Origin of the sequence: Porticoccus sp. W117, from assembly GCF_030341905.1 — a bacterium.
Lineage (GTDB): Bacteria > Pseudomonadota > Gammaproteobacteria > Pseudomonadales > Porticoccaceae > SCSIO-12696.
The window spans coordinates 31,649-46,899 of sequence record NZ_JATAAF010000021.1 but is presented as its reverse complement, the minus strand read 5'-3'; the positions used below and the strand labels follow the sequence as shown (position 1 = coordinate 46,899).

Annotated in this window: 14 protein-coding genes; 10 read left to right on the top strand and 4 right to left on the bottom strand. The window is 52.3% G+C overall.

All coding sequences use genetic code 11. The annotated features are described in order from the left end of the window. Nucleotides 1-124: 124 nt before the first annotated feature. Nucleotides 125-1,054, bottom strand: a complete 930-nt coding sequence (locus tag QSV34_RS12690) for a hypothetical protein (RefSeq protein WP_289155268.1) — start codon at nt 1,052-1,054, stop codon at nt 125-127. Between the two features lie 402 nt (nt 1,055-1,456). On the opposite strand from QSV34_RS12690, the gene QSV34_RS12685 reads away from it, so the two are divergent. From QSV34_RS12685 to QSV34_RS12675, 3 genes are all read left to right on the top strand, one after another. Beyond that, nucleotides 1,457-2,266 carry an SDR family oxidoreductase gene (locus QSV34_RS12685; protein WP_289155266.1) on the top strand — a complete coding sequence of 270 codons (810 nt, stop codon included), beginning with the start codon at nt 1,457-1,459 and terminating at the stop codon, nt 2,264-2,266. 32 nt (nt 2,267-2,298) lie between these two features. Further along, on the top strand, nt 2,299-3,249 hold the full coding sequence (locus QSV34_RS12680) for a class I SAM-dependent methyltransferase (RefSeq protein ID WP_289155264.1): 951 nt from the start codon (nt 2,299-2,301) through the stop codon (nt 3,247-3,249). Nucleotides 3,250-3,433: 184 nt separating this feature from the next. After that, nucleotides 3,434-4,540, top strand: coding sequence for a hypothetical protein (locus QSV34_RS12675; protein WP_289155263.1), 1,107 nt, complete (start codon nt 3,434-3,436; stop codon nt 4,538-4,540). A gap of 6 nt (nt 4,541-4,546) precedes the next feature. Here QSV34_RS12675 and uvrA read toward each other — a convergent pair whose 3' ends face one another. Continuing rightward, complete coding sequence (uvrA, locus tag QSV34_RS12670) at nt 4,547-7,369, bottom strand: excinuclease ABC subunit UvrA (RefSeq protein ID WP_289155262.1); 2,823 nt, start codon at nt 7,367-7,369, stop codon at nt 4,547-4,549. A gap of 291 nt (nt 7,370-7,660) precedes the next feature. On the opposite strand from uvrA, the gene QSV34_RS12665 reads away from it, so the two are divergent. After that, nucleotides 7,661-8,233, top strand: a complete 573-nt coding sequence (locus QSV34_RS12665) for a peroxiredoxin (RefSeq protein ID WP_289155260.1) — start codon at nt 7,661-7,663, stop codon at nt 8,231-8,233. On the opposite strand, the gene gluQRS is transcribed toward QSV34_RS12665, so the two are convergent. Both gluQRS and dksA read right to left on the bottom strand, forming a co-directional pair. Next, nucleotides 8,230-9,114, bottom strand: coding sequence for a tRNA glutamyl-Q(34) synthetase GluQRS (gluQRS, locus tag QSV34_RS12660; protein ID WP_289155258.1), 885 nt, complete (start codon nt 9,112-9,114; stop codon nt 8,230-8,232). The genes QSV34_RS12665 and gluQRS overlap by 4 nt on opposite strands. Continuing rightward, entirely contained in the window at nt 9,115-9,594 is a 480-nt protein-coding gene (gene dksA, locus QSV34_RS12655) for an RNA polymerase-binding protein DksA (RefSeq protein ID WP_289155256.1), read from the bottom strand. A gap of 113 nt (nt 9,595-9,707) precedes the next feature. Here dksA and sfsA point away from each other — a divergent pair, with 113 nt between their 5' ends. The 6 genes from sfsA to modC all read left to right on the top strand — a co-directional run bounded on the left by sfsA (nt 9,708) and on the right by modC (nt 15,195). Further along, nucleotides 9,708-10,460 carry a DNA/RNA nuclease SfsA gene (sfsA, locus tag QSV34_RS12650; RefSeq protein WP_289155255.1) on the top strand — a complete coding sequence of 251 codons (753 nt, stop codon included), beginning with the start codon at nt 9,708-9,710 and terminating at the stop codon, nt 10,458-10,460. 124 nt (nt 10,461-10,584) lie between these two features. Next, a complete protein-coding gene (locus QSV34_RS12645; RefSeq protein WP_289155253.1) occupies nt 10,585-12,045 on the top strand; it encodes an aminoacyl-histidine dipeptidase in 1,461 nt (486 codons plus the stop codon). Between the two features lie 168 nt (nt 12,046-12,213). Continuing rightward, nucleotides 12,214-12,525, top strand: coding sequence for a hypothetical protein (locus tag QSV34_RS12640; protein ID WP_289155251.1), 312 nt, complete (start codon nt 12,214-12,216; stop codon nt 12,523-12,525). 110 nt (nt 12,526-12,635) lie between these two features. Continuing rightward, the gene (gene modA, locus QSV34_RS12635) at nt 12,636-13,412 is read left to right on the top strand and encodes a molybdate ABC transporter substrate-binding protein (protein ID WP_289155249.1); all 777 of its coding nucleotides are present in this window, start codon (nt 12,636-12,638) and stop codon (nt 13,410-13,412) included. Continuing rightward, on the top strand, nt 13,412-14,101 hold the full coding sequence (gene modB / locus QSV34_RS12630; protein WP_289155247.1) for a molybdate ABC transporter permease subunit: 690 nt from the start codon (nt 13,412-13,414) through the stop codon (nt 14,099-14,101). The genes modA and modB overlap by 1 nt, the downstream gene beginning before the upstream one ends. Beyond that, nucleotides 14,098-15,195 carry a molybdenum ABC transporter ATP-binding protein gene (modC, locus tag QSV34_RS12625; RefSeq protein ID WP_289155245.1) on the top strand — a complete coding sequence of 366 codons (1,098 nt, stop codon included), beginning with the start codon at nt 14,098-14,100 and terminating at the stop codon, nt 15,193-15,195. Before modB ends, modC begins: the two co-directional genes overlap by 4 nt. Nucleotides 15,196-15,251: the final 56 nt, after the last annotated feature.

Below are 15,251 nucleotides of genomic sequence, written 5' to 3'. Positions count from 1 at the left end.
CCTGCATGCGAAAAATGATGACAATCTTGAATGCGATGGTGCGTGACAATCAGGTGTGGAAATACAGCTAACTGATTAACAAATTAAGTGTGTGCAGGGGTTGATTTTTAATCACAGTCGCTTGTTATACACACAATTCTTGTATTTTTGCTTCTCGCCATTCAAGTTGGCCTATAGTATGAAATCTTCCCGACAAATTTTTTACATGAGATAAATCAACCGGGACGATTACTTGGAATTGATCAAACTTTGAAGACAGACTTCGAATGTTTTCAAGGTTTATTGTTATATTTCTTGAGAAGGCTTCAATACTATGGCCATGCATTCCTCCGATTATAACCTTCGTGCTATTAAGTTCATTTAATTTAACAATTGTCATCCACTCTCGCTCTAAAAAACCTTCATAGCTTAATAAAGGCCTAAATGTAAATTTTTCGTTTTTATCGTAAAGTTTGTAAATGGCTCTCTCAACTAATTTTCCATTGTCATATCTTTTGGCCAACTCTTTCTTCCCATTATAAATTCCATAATCTGTTTCACCATGTAATTGTACCCACCTCACTCTTTTATTCGACTCATCTGGAATTGGCAAATTTACTACATCTTTATCTCTTATTACGCGCTTATCTGTATAGCCTAATATTTTTTTGACATAATCATTTGCCACTGGTCCTCCTAGGAAAAGAGCACTTTTATGTGGATTGTAATTGAAGTCATGATGTAAGTTGTTTTCTACTATTTCTAACTCCAGGTTATGAGCTTTTTGTATGTAACTAGAAAAACTTGAGCTAGAAAACTCAAGAAATGTAGATAATTTTTTAAATCCATTGTCAATTAGGCCTAAGGGATTCCCGCTGCCGGGGTAAATTCCCGGTAAATTATTCGATTCAAATAAAACCTCTAATGCTTCTTTCTCAACTTCCCCAACCTCATTTGAGTTTGATATAGCTTTCCAAATATCACCACCTACACTGCTACCAATTCCGCCAGCAATGCTTCCTGCTACAAATGTAGCTACTCCTTTTAAAAATTCTCTTTTTTTTTCATCAATCATATATCATATTCCTTGGATCTACTTTGCATAACATTTGTATATCGCGCATGCGCGCTTTGCTTAATAAGATTGTCTCTTATCTGCTGGTAACCGACTCAACCAAAAGGTTTTTTTCAGGACACCAAATTCCCTTTGGGTGTATATGAGGGATCTCGATAACAATCATAGCGAGGGTCTCGATATTTTCCAATATCAAGCTCTAACCATTTGTTACTTATTGCATTTTTTAGGACCGAATCGTACATATGAGAATTTTATAGTGTGCATGTAAGCAAAGAGCCGAATTGCTTACTAATTTTGCGCTTGACCGTACAGTCATATTGGTTTCCTTCCTGATCTATACAAAGTGTTTGTGGCGGTTAATACTCAGAACAAATTCTTAACCTGTTTAGCGGAGAAGTCATGTCTACTACCTTTAACTACCAAGGCAAAACCGTGTTCGTCGTCGGCGGCACCAGCGGCATTAACCTAGGCATCGCTAAAGGCTTTGCCGAAGCGGGGGCGCGATTGGCGGTGTTTAGCCGTGATCAGGAAAAGGTAGACGGGGCGGTTGCCAAGCTGCAGGAGCTGGGCGCTGAGGCAGTGGGGTTTAGTGCCGATGTGCGCGACTACAAGCAAATAAAGCAGGCACTGCAACAGGCTCACGAGCAGTTGGGAGATATCGATGTGTTGCTGTCTGGCGCCGCTGGTAATTTCCCTGCTGCCGGTAAAGAGATGTCGTCCGCTGCTTTTAAGGTGGTGGTAGATATCGACTTGAACGGCACCTTTCATGTTCTGCGCGCGGCTTATGAACTACTGCGCAAACCCGGTGCCGCGGTGATTAATATTTCTGCGCCTCAGGCGTTTTTGCCTATGCAGATGCAGGCCCATGTGTGCGCTGCCAAGGCGGGGGTGGATATGGTCACCCGTACTTTGGCGATGGAGTGGGGGCTGGATGGGGTGCGGATTAATTCACTGGTGCCGGGCCCCATTGCTGGCACCGAGGGGATGAAACGGCTGGCGCCCACGCCGGAAATTCGCGAGGCGGTCACCCAGTCTGTACCTCTCAAACGTCAAGGCAGCTGTGAGGATATGGCCAATGCCGCGCTCTTTGTGGCCTCGGAGCAGGCCAGTTATATCAACGGCGTGGTGTTGCCGGTGGATGGCGGTTGGTCGTTGGGCGGTGCTTCGGTGATGGGGGAAGGGTTGGCGCAGTTGATGAAAACCCAATAAGATCAGTGCAATTCTAAATTCTGGAGATAAGTATGTACCGAGAAAATACGTCACCGGCCTGGGTTGCTGCCAGTGCCGCTGTAATGCTGGCATTAACCGCTTGCGGCCAAAGTGAAGCACCAGGCAAAGATAAAGCCACTGATGCAACCCCCGTAGAGGCTTCGGCCAATGCCTCAGAGCCTGCGACTGAGAATTCATTGGGCGCAATCATTGCTGCCCAGCCCGAAGAGGCCAAAGCCCGTTACGTTTATCGCAACCCCAAAGAGACCCTTGAATTTTTTGGTATTGAGCCCGGCATGACCGTTGTCGAGGCACTGCCTGGCGGTGGTTGGTACACCAAAATCCTCGCACCATACCTCGGCGTAGAGGGCGCAGTTATTGGTGCAGATTACGACCAGGCGCTGTTTCCGCTGTTTGGCTTTTTCAGCGAAGAAGCTCTGGAAGCGAAGAAAACCTGGACGACGGATTGGCCTGAGAGAGCGGCCGGTTGGTTCGATACGCCGGTTGCCAAGATCGATGCGTTTCAGTTTGGCAGCATGCCATCGCAGTTGGAGGGCAGTGTCGATGCGGTGTTGTTTATTCGCGCACTGCATAACCTGGCGCGCTTTGAAGGCCAAGGCGGGTTTGAGACAACAGCGCTGGAAGAAACCTTAAAAGCGTTGAAGCCTGGTGGCATTGTTGGTGTTGTACAACATATGGCCCCTGAAGATGCAGCGGACGATTGGGCTGACGGAGCGGCTGGTTACCTCAAGAAAAGCTATGTGATTGCCACTCTGGAAGGGGCCGGACTGGAACTGGTGGCTGAGTCGGATATCAATCGCAATCCAAAGGATCAGCCCACCAGCGATGACATTGTCTGGCGCCTGCCGCCAACCTTGCACGGCACCAAAGACAACCCGGAGCAGGCGGCAATCAACACAGCAATTGGCGAATCCAATCGCATGACGCTGTTGTTCAGAAAACCCGCGGATAGCGCGCCTTAATTATTCGTTGTGGCGAGGAGTCTTTTTTATAAGAAAAGGCTCCTTGCTAATGAGATGATAGGAAGGTGAAGACCAAATCTACATTGGTACTGGTAAGTGGTAAATCACTTATTTTTGAGGGTAAGTTTTTGGATTGCGAGTTGTTTGAGTAACAGGCCAACCATCACGGAGAAAGGAATATATGATGAATAAATTAACGGTCTTTGTTTTGTGTCTGTTTTTATCCGGGCAAGCCTTTTCACTCCCTAGCAAAGAAATGCTTGATAAAGCCAAATTGGCAACGACTTCCCCCAGTGAAGTGGCCTTTGATGACAAGGAAAACGGTTTTAAATTTACTAGAGCATTGACTGGTTATTACTTTTTTAATGACAAGCATGTTTTTGAACAGGAAGGGCTGGGGTACACCGTTAGCTATTTTGATCTGACAGGAACCTCTATCACTGTTTATGTCTACGATAAAAAACGGAGCGATATCCAGAACGGGCACAGTAAGCCTGTTAGTGACGAGCTAAAGAGCGTTATTTCAGGTATCAGGGGGGCGGGGAAATATTCAGAGATATCTAATAATATTTTGGCGCCTATATTGTCGCCGGATTATTCTCAAATATCCATTATTGGGAAGTCTGATGATGGTGCTCGAATTAAAGATTACACCCTGATGCGGGGCCAGAATGGCAAGTTCATAAAGGTGCGAATTACTGGTAAATCGCCAAGAATGGAGGAGCGGGTTTCAGGTTTTATGATTGTACTCTCAGAGGCTTTGGGGGTTGAAGAAGCAGCAAAGAGTTGGTCAAAAGTAGTACATAGTGATGATAAGTCGGGCTTTCAGTTTCCCCGAATGCTATCTCAGCATTTTCGCTTTGCAGGTAAAGCCAAATCGGATGATCTCCGTAGGGGTTACCAGCTATCTTATATCGGAATTCATGGTACATCGATCAAGTTATGGATTTATGATGCCGGGCTAACAGAAATTCCAGGCGGTGCTGATAGTGCCGAGATAAATCAACAGTTTCGCCTCAATGAAAACGAGATGTCCGCTTGGGCGGCACATGGCGAGGTTCAAACAGTAGGTGATCAAACTCTTTTTTCAAACAACTATTTGCAGCGCTCATACAAGGTTGCTATGAAGGATGGTCGTCAAATAAAGAGCTACTCATTAATGCGTGGCCAAAAGGGGCAGTTCATAAAAGTGACGGTTGTTGGTACTGCCGCACAGATGGAGGAGAGGGTGGGCATGTTTTTGCAAAGCCTCGCTCAAGTCATTGGCCTCGAAAACTTGCCAAACACCTAAGGTAAGTTAGCCCAACATCCCCGCCAAAAACCGCCCGGTGTGTGAGCCGGGCACATCGGTAACTTGCTCCGGTGTGCCCATAGCGATAATTTCGCCACCGCCGCTTCCCCCTTCCGGGCCCAGGTCGATCACCCAGTCGGCGGTTTTAATCACGTCCAGATTGTGTTCAATCACCACCACACTGTTGCCGTGGTCGCGCAGGCGATGCAGCACATCCAGCAGTTGCTGAATATCGTGAAAGTGCAGGCCGGTGGTGGGCTCGTCCAGTATGTACAGGGTTTTGCCGGTGTCTCGCTTGGAGAGTTCCTTGGCCAGTTTGACTCGCTGGGCCTCACCGCCGGACAGGGTGGTGGCGGATTGCCCCAGGCGGATATAGGTCAGCCCCACGTCCACCAGGGTTTTCAGTTTGCGGGCAATAACTGGCACCGCTTCAAAAAATTCCAGGGCGTCTTCCACGGTCATTTCCAGCACCTGATGGATGTTCTTGCCCTTGTATACAACCTCCAGGGTTTCCCGGTTGTAGCGTTTGCCTTTGCACACGTCGCAGGGCACGTAGATGTCCGGCAGAAAGTGCATTTCAACTTTGGTGACGCCATCCCCCTGACAGGCTTCACAGCGGCCACCTTTCACATTAAAACTGAAGCGCCCCGGTTTGTAGCCTCGCGAGCGGGCTTCCTGAGTGCCAGCAAACAGTTCGCGAATGGGGGTGAAAATGCCGGTGTAGGTGGCCGGGTTGGAGCGCGGTGTGCGGCCAATAGGGCTTTGGTCGATGTCGATGCATTTGTCGAAATGGTCCAGCCCTTTGACGGATTTGTGCGGCGCGGCTTTGAGAGTGGTGGCTTTGTTGAGCGCGGTGGCCGCCAAGGGGTAAAGGGTTTCGTTAATCAGAGTGGATTTGCCGGAGCCGGATACGCCGGTGACACAGGTAAACAGCCCTACAGGTATTTCCAGATTTACCTTTTGCAGGTTGTTGCCGCTGGCGCCGTTGAGCTTCAGCACTTTCTTTTTGTCGAAAGGGGTACGTTCGGCAGGTACTTCGATTTTGCGTTCGCCAGACATAAATTTGCCGGTTTCCGAACGCGGTGCTTTAGCGATATCTGTCATTGTCCCTTCGGCCACAACTTCGCCGCCGTGCACACCGGCGCCGGGGCCGATGTCGATCACATGGTCGGCCTGGCGGATGGCGTCTTCATCGTGTTCCACCACAATTACGGTGTTGCCCAGATCGCGCAGACGGGTAAGTGTATTGAGCAGGCGCTCGTTATCCCGCTGGTGCAAGCCAATGGAAGGTTCGTCCAGCACGTACATGACGCCAACAAGGCCAGCCCCGATCTGGCTGGCCAGGCGAATGCGCTGTGCCTCGCCGCCGGACAATGTGTCGGCACTGCGATCAAGAGTCAGATAGTTGAGGCCCACATCCACCAGAAAGCGAAAGCGCTCGCGAATTTCCTTGATAATTTTCTCGGCAATTTCCCCCTGCCGGCCGGGCAGGTCGAGGTGTTCAAAATAGTCGTAGGATTCGCCCACCGGCACGGCAGTCAGGTCGGACAGGGTTTTGCCGTCCACAAACACATTGCGCGCTTCCCGGCGCAGGCGGGTGCCATCGCACTCCGGGCAATGTTGGGTGTTGAGGTATTTGGTCAGTTCCTCGCGCACCATATTGGATTCCGTGTCTCTGTAGCGGCGCTCCATGTTGGGGATCACCCCTTCAAAAACATGAGTGCGCTTGTACACGGTGCCGCGATCGTTCACGTAGCTGAAGTCGATCTCATCATCGCCGCTGCCGTAAAGAATGGCATTCTGGTGAATGGGTTTGAGGCTATTGAAAGGCGTGTCGATATCAAAGCCGTAGTGCTGCCCCAAGGATTCCAGCATGGTGTAGTAAAACAGGTTGCGGCGATCCCAACCGCGAATGGCGCCTTCGGAAATACTGGCTTCCGGGTGTTGCACCACCCTGTCTATATCAAAAAACTGGCGCACCCCCAGACCGTCGCAACTGGGGCAGGCACCCACAGGATTGTTGAAGGAGAACAGCCGGGGTTCCAATTCGGTGAGGCTGTAGTCGCACACCGGGCAGGCGAATTTGGCCGAGAACAGTTGGTCGTCTGCTTCGCCATCCATGTAGCTAATGGCAGCCAGGCCTTCCGCCAGATTCAGGGCGGTTTCAAAAGACTCGGCAATACGCAGTTGCAAATCGTCCCGTACTTTAAGGCGGTCAACCACCACTTCGATATTGTGCTTTTTGTTTTTTTCCAGCTTGGGCGCATCGTCCAGATCCACCACCACGCCATCGATACGGGCACGAATAAAACCCTGCTGACGCAGCTGCTCAAACAGGTGTACGTGTTCGCCTTTACGGGCCCGTACCACCGGTGCCAGCAACATCAACTTGGTGCCTTCTGGCAGGGCCAGTACCTGATCCACCATCTGGCTAACGGTTTGAGCCTTCAGCTCCAGATCGTGATCCGGGCAGCGGGGCTCACCGGCACGGGCAAACAGCAAGCGCAAGTAGTCGTAAATTTCGGTGATGGTGCCCACGGTGGAGCGGGGGTTGTGGGAGGTGGATTTTTGCTCGATTGAAATGGCGGGGGAGAGCCCCTCCACATGATCCACATCGGGCTTTTCCATCATCGACAGGAATTGCCGGGCGTAGGTGGACAGGGATTCCACATAGCGTCTCTGACCCTCGGCATACAAGGTATCAAACGCCAGCGACGACTTGCCGGAGCCGGAGAGGCCGGTTATAACAATTAGCTTGTCCCGGGGGATGTCGAGGTCGATGTTCTTGAGGTTATGGGTGCGTGCGCCCCGTACCTGAATGGTTTCCATTGGCTTGCGGTCTCTGCAGGCAAAACCGCCATTATAGAATTTTTGCGCAGTCTGTGTGAGGTTGTATTCACAGGGGTGTCATCCTGAGGCCACGCAGTGGCCGTGAGGATCTCAGAGTTTGCAACTTGTGAGATCCTCACGTCGGCTGCGCCTCCTCAGGATGACAGCGACGTGTGATTTGTTTGAGAGTAGTTTGGCGATTGAATTTGCATATGGCGACTATAGGGTTTTCAGTAACACTCCTTGCGGTATAGTGGCCACTCAAATTTGCCACCTTTAATGGAGTTACCCATGTCTGTCATCAAGCAAGTGCCCAACGTCACTTTTAAAACCCGCGTTCGCGACGAGTCTGTGGAAGGGCCAAACCCATTCCGTTGGCAGGACAAAACCACCCAGGATATTTTCGGCGGCAAGAAAGTGGTGGTGTTTTCCCTGCCTGGCGCATTTACGCCCACTTGCTCCTCCAATCACCTGCCTCGCTACGAGGAATTGTACGAGGAGTTTCAGGCTCAAGGAGTTGATGAGATTATCTGTGTGTCGGTAAACGACGCCTTTGTGATGTTCAAATGGGGCCGCGAGCAGGGCAACGAAAAAATCTTCCTGCTGCCAGACGGCAACGGCGAGTTCACCCGCAAAATGGGTATGTTGGTAGACAAGTCCAACATCGGCTTTGGCATGCGCTCCTGGCGCTATTCCATGCTGGTCAATGACGGCAATATCGAGAAGATGTTCCTGGAGGCGGGTTTTGAGGACAATTGCGAATCCGATCCCTTCGAAGTGTCCGATGCGGATACCATGCTGGCTTACCTCAAGGGCGAAGACGCCGGTTCAGTTTCTGCGCCTCGCAAAGCGTTTGAAGGCTAAGACCAGTTAGCTACTCCCCATTGGATAAGCGCCTCAACAGGGGCTGATTGATATTCCTCCGGGGGTTGCAACCCCAGGTGGCAGAGGGCTCGATACAAGTTCTCTGCCGCTTCGTCTTTTTCTATAGCCGGCGACAGGTTTTGTTTGCTGAGCTTTTGCCCATCCTCCCCCATGACTAATTTTATATGCGCATAGTTGGGCATGGCTTTGCCGGTTGCCAGTTGCTGCATCAGGTAGAGCTGCTTGGGGGTGGAGTCCAGCAAATCCTGGCCGCGTACAACATGGGTAATACCTTGGTACAAGTCGTCTACGGCGCAGGCCAATTGATAACTCACCAGGCCATCCCGGCGCCAGACAATAAAGTCGTCGTTGCCATTGGTTTTTACGGGCCAGCGTTGCGGGCCTTGAATACGGTCGTCGAAAACGATTTCTGTGGGTTGTGCGACTTTTACGCGCAGGGCGTAATCAGCGGGCGGTGGTAATTGGCGCTGGCGACAGTGGCCGTTGTAGCGGCCGCCCATCACTTTGATGGCTTGCCGGCTGCAATCACAGGAGTAAGTGTCCATTTTGTCTAAAGCAGCCCGGTAGGCGTCGTTACGGGCGCTTTGGTAGAGCACTTCGCCGTCCCAGGTCAGGCCGTGGGCTTCCAATTGCCTGAGAATGGTGTCGGCGGCGCCAGGTACTTCACGGGGCGGGTCAATATCGTCGATGCGAACCAGCCATCTGCCGTTGTGGTGTTTGGCGTCAAGATAACTGGCTAGAGCGGCCACCAGAGAGCCGAAATGCAGCGGCCCGGAAGGGGTGGGGGCAAAGCGGCCTATATAGGCAGGCATGGGAATAGAAACACGGGGTGAGGGTTCACCCCGTGTATCAAGTGGCAATCAACCACCGGTGATTTGACGCTCTTTGATCTCATCAAGCGTCTTGCAATCAACACAGAGGTTGGCGGTGGGGCGGGCTTCCAAACGGCGGATGCCGATTTCAATGCCGCACTGGTCGCAGAAACCGTAGTCGTCCTGGTCGATGCGCTCAATGGTGCTGTCGATTTTCTTGATCAGTTTGCGCTCGCGGTCGCGGGTGCGCAGTTCCAGGCTGAACTCTTCTTCCTGGGTGGCGCGGTCTGCCGGGTCGGGGAAGTTGGAGGCCTCGTCCTTCATATGGGATACGGTGCGATCCACCTCTTCCATCAACTCGCGCTTCCAGGCCAGCAGCAGACCTTTAAAGTGGTCGCGCTGCTTCTCGTTCATGTATTCCTCGCCCTTCTTCTCTTTGTAGGGCTCAAAGCCGTGCAGTGAAATCGCCGTGGCGACTGGTGCGGCCTTCTTCTTGGCCGGTGCGGCTTTCTTGGCTGTGGTGGGCATTACCTCTCCCCGATGGTTGAAAAACAGCCGTTTATAGATTGATGGGCGCAAATTTTCAAGTGTTATTTCCTCTGTGGCCGCTAAACTACTGCCTTTGACTGAGAGAATACCCTGTGAAGTTCAAACCACCCTTGGAACAAGGCACTCTGATCAAGCGCTACAAGCGTTTTCTGGCGGATGTGCGACTGCATTCTCGTGATGGAGAGTGTGATGGAAAGGGCGACGGAAACGGTGACCAGATCACTATACATTGTCCCAATACCGGCTCCATGAAGAACTGCCTGTCGGAGGGCAGCCCCTGTTGGTTCTCCCGCTCCGACAACCCCAAGCGCAAATACCCCTGTACCTGGGAGATCGCCACCACCCCCTGTGGCCACAAAGCCGGGGTGAATACCGGGCGTCCCAACCACCTGGTGCGCGAAGCCATTGAGCAGGGTGTTGTGGCTGAGTTACAGGGCTATGGCCAGCTGCGCAGCGAAGTGAAATACGGTGCAGAAAACAGCCGTATAGATCTGCTGCTTAGTGATCATCCAGAGTACCCCGGTCAAGTCTGCTATGTGGAGGTGAAGAACGTCACTCTGCATATGGGCGAGGGCCTGGGTTTGTTTCCGGATTCCGTCAGCACCCGTGGCAGCAAGCACCTGCGCGAACTGGCCGCCATGGCTCAACAGGGGCAACGGGCGGTGCTGTTCTATTGTGTGCAGCACACCGGTATTGAACGGGTGATGCCCGCTGATGACATTGACCCGGAGTACGGTGCTACCTTGCGCAACGCCATTGCTGCCGGGGTGGAAGTGTTGGCCTATCGGGCTACTCTGAGTGCGGAAGAAATTCGCCTGAGCGAACCAATTCCATTCAGCTGTTGATCTTGTATTGTTCAGTTTACGCCCACGATTGACGTTTATCGGTGATATGACGTCGCCAGCTTGTGGCGATCACCAGTAAAATAGCCGCCTTTAAATTTTCCCTTACTTTGTCAGGAGCCAACCCTTGAACCAGCCCGTCGCCCAACTACAGCCCACCGAACTCTGGAACCACTTTCAGGAATTGTGCAATCGCCCACGCCCTTCCAAGGAAGAGCAGGCAGTGGTGGACTATGTGCTGGAATTTGCCGCCCGCAATAACCTTGAAAACCAGGTGGATGGAGTAGGCAATGTCATTGTCCGCAAACCGGCCACAGCGGGTATGGAAGATCGTCGCGGGGTCATTCTGCAGAGCCACCTGGATATGGTGCCGCAAAAGAATGCCGCATCCAGCCATAATTTTTCTACGGATCCTATCAGCGCCTACATTGAAGGCGACTGGGTAACCGCTGACGGTACCACTCTGGGCGCGGACAATGGTATCGGCTGCGCCGCTATGCTGGCGGTGCTGGAATCCACTGACATTGCCCATGGCCCTATTGAGGCCTTGTTTACCATCGACGAAGAAGCGGGCATGACCGGTGCCCAGGGGTTGCAGCCGGGCATTTTGCAAGGGGATATTCTCCTCAACCTGGACTCTGAAGATGAAGGTGAGCTGTTTGTGGGCTGTGCCGGTGGTGTGGATGTCAATATCAAGCTGCCCTACGTCAGCGAGCCAGTGCCAGCCGAGAGCGTGGCTTTCGAACTCAATGTGGGCGGTCTGGTGGGTGGCCACTCCGGCCTGAATATCAACGATGGCCGCGGCAATGCTAATAAAATCACCAACCGCCTGCTGAGCACTGCGGTGGAACGCTTTGGTGTCGGCGTTTATCAGTTTAATGGCGGCACTTTGCGCAACGCCATCCCCCGCGAGGCATTTACCGGCATTACAGTTGCTGCTGATCAGGCGGATGCGTTTACCGCCTGGGTTGAAGAATTTGCGGCTGTAGTAGCTACTGAATTGGCTGGGGTTGAAGACAGTTTTGCCATCACACTGACGCCAGCAGAGTTACCAGAAAAACAGATTAGTAAAGACCACCTGGTGGGTTTTATTCAGGCGGTTTACGCCTGTCCCAATGGTGCCACCCGTATGATCAGCTCTCTGCCAGGTGTGGTGGAAACTTCCAACAATCTGGCGGTGGTATTCAACGACGACAACAATATTTATGTGCAATGCCTGACCCGCAGCGCCAGCGACACGGCTCGTGACGATTTGGCCGAATCCGTCGCCAGCGGTTTTCGCCTGGCGGGTGCCGACGTGCACACCGCTGGCGCTTATCCTGGCTGGACACCAAAAATGGATACCGAGCTCCTCACCATGATGGTGGCAAGGCACAAGGCACTGTTCGACTACGAACCCAAAGTCAGTGTGATTCACGCCGGTTTGGAGTGCGGGATATTGGGAGCTATTTACCCCAACTGGGACATGATTTCATTTGGCCCCACCATTCGCGGTGCCCACTCGCCGGATGAAAAAGTATCGATTCCGGCGGTGGCCAGTTTCTGGCAATACCTGAAGGGCGCGCTGGCGGAAATTCCAAAGGTTTGATGAATAATTTGAACTGCATCACAAATCGAAAATAAGCGGTAAAAAAGCACCGCCAAACGGCAAAAACCTGACATTTTTTTACCCAACTTAACAGGCTGATAAACCAAGTTTACATTGACATCAGTAACAATGCGCACCACTTAAATTGACTTACTTGGAGTGCACCTAATGAAAAATTTACTGATCGCTGTTGTTGCTTTGTTCGCCCTGAATGGCGCTGCTTTTGCCGACACCATTTTGGCAAATGGCAAGGCAGATTTTGAAACCACCACCATTGGTTTTGTACTGACTCAGGATGACCTGAAGTCTGAATTGAAAACTGAGCTGCTGGAAAACACCAATGCCAGTATTCAAGAAAGCATTGACTGGAACAACAGCGTTGCTCTGGAGCTTGATACTCTGGAAGCTGAATTCGCAGTCGCTTTGCAGGAGCAACTGAAAGCGTCTATTCGCACCAGCCTGGAAAGCTGCTGCGTCTAACTGCTGAACACATCCTGCACTCAAAACCCCGCTGAGATCAGCGGGGTTTTTTTATGCATTTCATCTGCCCCTGAGAGCGGTTATGCTTGTTCTAAAAGACGCGGTTGGGAATGGCTTCATTGGTTCGTATTGGCACTTTTTTGCTTGGCCTGTTGAGTTCGGTCAGTTGTTTTTCTCAGGCAATTGACGTCGCCGTAGCCAGCAACTTTATGGCGGCGGCGAAAGCGTTGCAGGCGGATTTTGAACAGCGCGGTGTGCACCGTATAAATTTGGTGGCTGGCTCTACCGGTAAACACTACGCCCAGATTATAAACGGCGCACCTTTCGATATTTTTCTGGCGGCAGACCGTCGTCGGCCACAGCTGTTGGAACAGCAGGGCAGGGCGGTGCAAGGCAGCCGTTTCAGTTATGCCATCGGTCAATTGGTATTGTGGAGCGCCGCTGAAAATTCAGTGGATGACAAAGGCCGCGTGCTGGATGTTGGCGAGTTCAAGCGCCTCGCCATTGCCAACCCCAAATTGGCGCCCTATGGTCGTGCCGCGCAACAGGTGTTGGAGAATAAAGCGGCTCTGCAAGGTGAATACAGCAGCCGGTTACTGAGGGGCGAAAATATCAACCAGGCCTTTCAATTTGTGCACAGTGGCAATGCGGAGTTGGGTTTTGTGGCCTTATCTCAGCTGAAAACTCTGGCGAAAAATGCCAACGGCGAAATACCCGGCTCCCACTGGGTAGTGCCCAATGATCTTTACGACCCTATTGAACAGCAGGCGGTGCAGTTATCCGATGATCCCGCTGCCAGTGCTTTTCTTCGTTATCTGAAAAGCCCTGCCGGGCAGAGTGTTATTGCCAAGTTTGGTTATCTCCTGCCAGTTGCCGGAGATACATGATGGATTGGCTCACGCCTGCTGACCTGGCGGCTATTTGGCTAACCTTGAAACTGGCCGCGGTGACCACGGTTTTGTTGCTGGTGGTGGGAACGCCATTGGCCTGGTGGCTGGCTCGCAGCCGCTTGCGTTGTAAACCTCTGATAGAAGCGTTGCTGGCGCTGCCGTTGGTATTACCTCCCACGGTATTGGGTTTTTATCTGTTGCTGCTTTTGGGCGCCAATGGCCCATTGGTTTCTTTGTTTGGTGAGGGAGCGCAATTGGCGTTCAGTTTTCCTGGCCTGGTGATTGGTTCGGCCATTTACTCCCTGCCGTTTGTGGTGCAACCCTTGCAAAACGCCTTTACTGCTATTGGTCAGCGCCCATTGGAAGTGGCGGCTACTTTGCGTGCTTCTCCCTGGGACAGTTTCTGGTCTGTGGTCATGCCCATGGCGCGGCCTGGGGTGATTGCTGCCGCTGTGCTGGGCTTTGCCCACACTCTGGGGGAGTTCGGCGTGGTGCTGATGATTGGTGGCAATATCCCCGGCAAAACCCAGGTACTTTCCATTGCCATTTACGATCGGGTGGAGGCACTTGAATACGCCCAAGCTCACTGGTTGGCGGCAGGTTTGTTGCTGTTTTCCCTGTTGGTGCTGACACTGGTGTACGCAGTGAACCGCCGTTCACCGCTCTCTGTGGGAGTGGTGAAATGACGCTGGATATCAAATTGGCTGTGCGTAAAGGCCAGTTTGCGCTGGATGCGGAGTTTGTTGCTCCGAGCCACGGAGTCAGCGCACTATTCGGCCCTTCCGGTTGCGGCAAAACCACCTTGTTACGTGCTGTTGCCGGGCTGGAACCACAGGCCGAAGGCCATTGCCAGATAGCGGGTAGCCACTGGCAAAAGCCGGGTTTTTGCCTGCACACCCACAAGCGCCTGCTGGGTTATGTGTTTCAAGAACCGAGTTTGTTACCGCACCTGACTGTGCAGGGTAATCTGGAATTTGGTTTGCGCCGTACTTCTGTGGATAAACAGCGCGTCCGGTTTGATGAGTCCGTTGAGCTGTTAGGGGTAGAGCCGCTATTGACTCGCAGTGTGGCAGATTTGTCTGGCGGTGAACGCCAACGAGTTGCCATTGCCCGCGCTCTGCTTACCAGCCCGCAACTACTGCTGATGGACGAGCCCCTGACGGCACTGGATGGTGCCAGCAAGCGAGAGATTTTGCCCTACCTTGAGCGTTTGCCTGGGGAGCTGAATATTCCCATTCTCTACGTCAGTCACTCCACCGACGAAGTGGCTCGGCTGGCGGATCATCTTTTGCTCATGGATAGCGGCCGTATAATTGCCAGCGGAGCCACCAGCGAATTGCTGGCACGGATCGATCTGCCGTTAGCGCGAAGTGCGGATGCGGAAGTGGTGATTGATGCCCACGTTGAGTCCCAGGATATAGAATATCAATTGTCCCAACTGGCTTTTGCCGGTGGCCAGCTGAACGTCGCCGGGCTACTGGGTGGCCGCCAACGTGTACGCCTGCGTATTCAGGCCCGGGATGTAAGTATTGCCCTGCAAACACCACAACGCACCAGTGTGTTGAACTGCCTGCGAGCACAGGTGCTGGCGTTGCAACCACTGGGCGAATCCCAAGTTGTGGTAAAACTGGCTGTTGGCGACACGCCGTTGCTTTCTCATATCACCCGGAAGTCTGCCGACGACCTTGAGCTTAAAATTGGCATGGAGGTGTACGCGCAGGTTAAAAGCGTGGCAGTGTTAAATCCGATTTGTCATCCTGAGGCCACGCAGTGGCCGTGAGGATCTCACAACTTTCAAACTCTGAGATCCTCACGCCGCTTCGCGGCTCAGGATGA

Bases quoted from the DNA above. Each gene is read 5' to 3' on its own strand.
- QSV34_RS12690 (WP_289155268.1), bottom strand. From the start codon at position 1,054: ATGATTGATGAAAAAAAAAGAGAATTTTTAAAAGGAGTAGCTACATTT.
- QSV34_RS12685 (WP_289155266.1), top strand. From the start codon at position 1,457: ATGTCTACTACCTTTAACTACCAAGGCAAAACCGTGTTCGTCGTCGGC.
- QSV34_RS12680 (WP_289155264.1), top strand. From the start codon at position 2,299: ATGTACCGAGAAAATACGTCACCGGCCTGGGTTGCTGCCAGTGCCGCT.
- QSV34_RS12675 (WP_289155263.1), top strand. From the start codon at position 3,434: ATGAATAAATTAACGGTCTTTGTTTTGTGTCTGTTTTTATCCGGGCAA.
- uvrA (WP_289155262.1), bottom strand. From the start codon at position 7,369: ATGGAAACCATTCAGGTACGGGGCGCACGCACCCATAACCTCAAGAAC.
- QSV34_RS12665 (WP_289155260.1), top strand. From the start codon at position 7,661: ATGTCTGTCATCAAGCAAGTGCCCAACGTCACTTTTAAAACCCGCGTT.
- dksA (WP_289155256.1), bottom strand. From the start codon at position 9,594: ATGCCCACCACAGCCAAGAAAGCCGCACCGGCCAAGAAGAAGGCCGCA.
- QSV34_RS12640 (WP_289155251.1), top strand. From the start codon at position 12,214: ATGAAAAATTTACTGATCGCTGTTGTTGCTTTGTTCGCCCTGAATGGC.
- modA (WP_289155249.1), top strand. From the start codon at position 12,636: ATGGCTTCATTGGTTCGTATTGGCACTTTTTTGCTTGGCCTGTTGAGT.
- modB (WP_289155247.1), top strand. From the start codon at position 13,412: ATGGATTGGCTCACGCCTGCTGACCTGGCGGCTATTTGGCTAACCTTG.
- modC (WP_289155245.1), top strand. From the start codon at position 14,098: ATGACGCTGGATATCAAATTGGCTGTGCGTAAAGGCCAGTTTGCGCTG.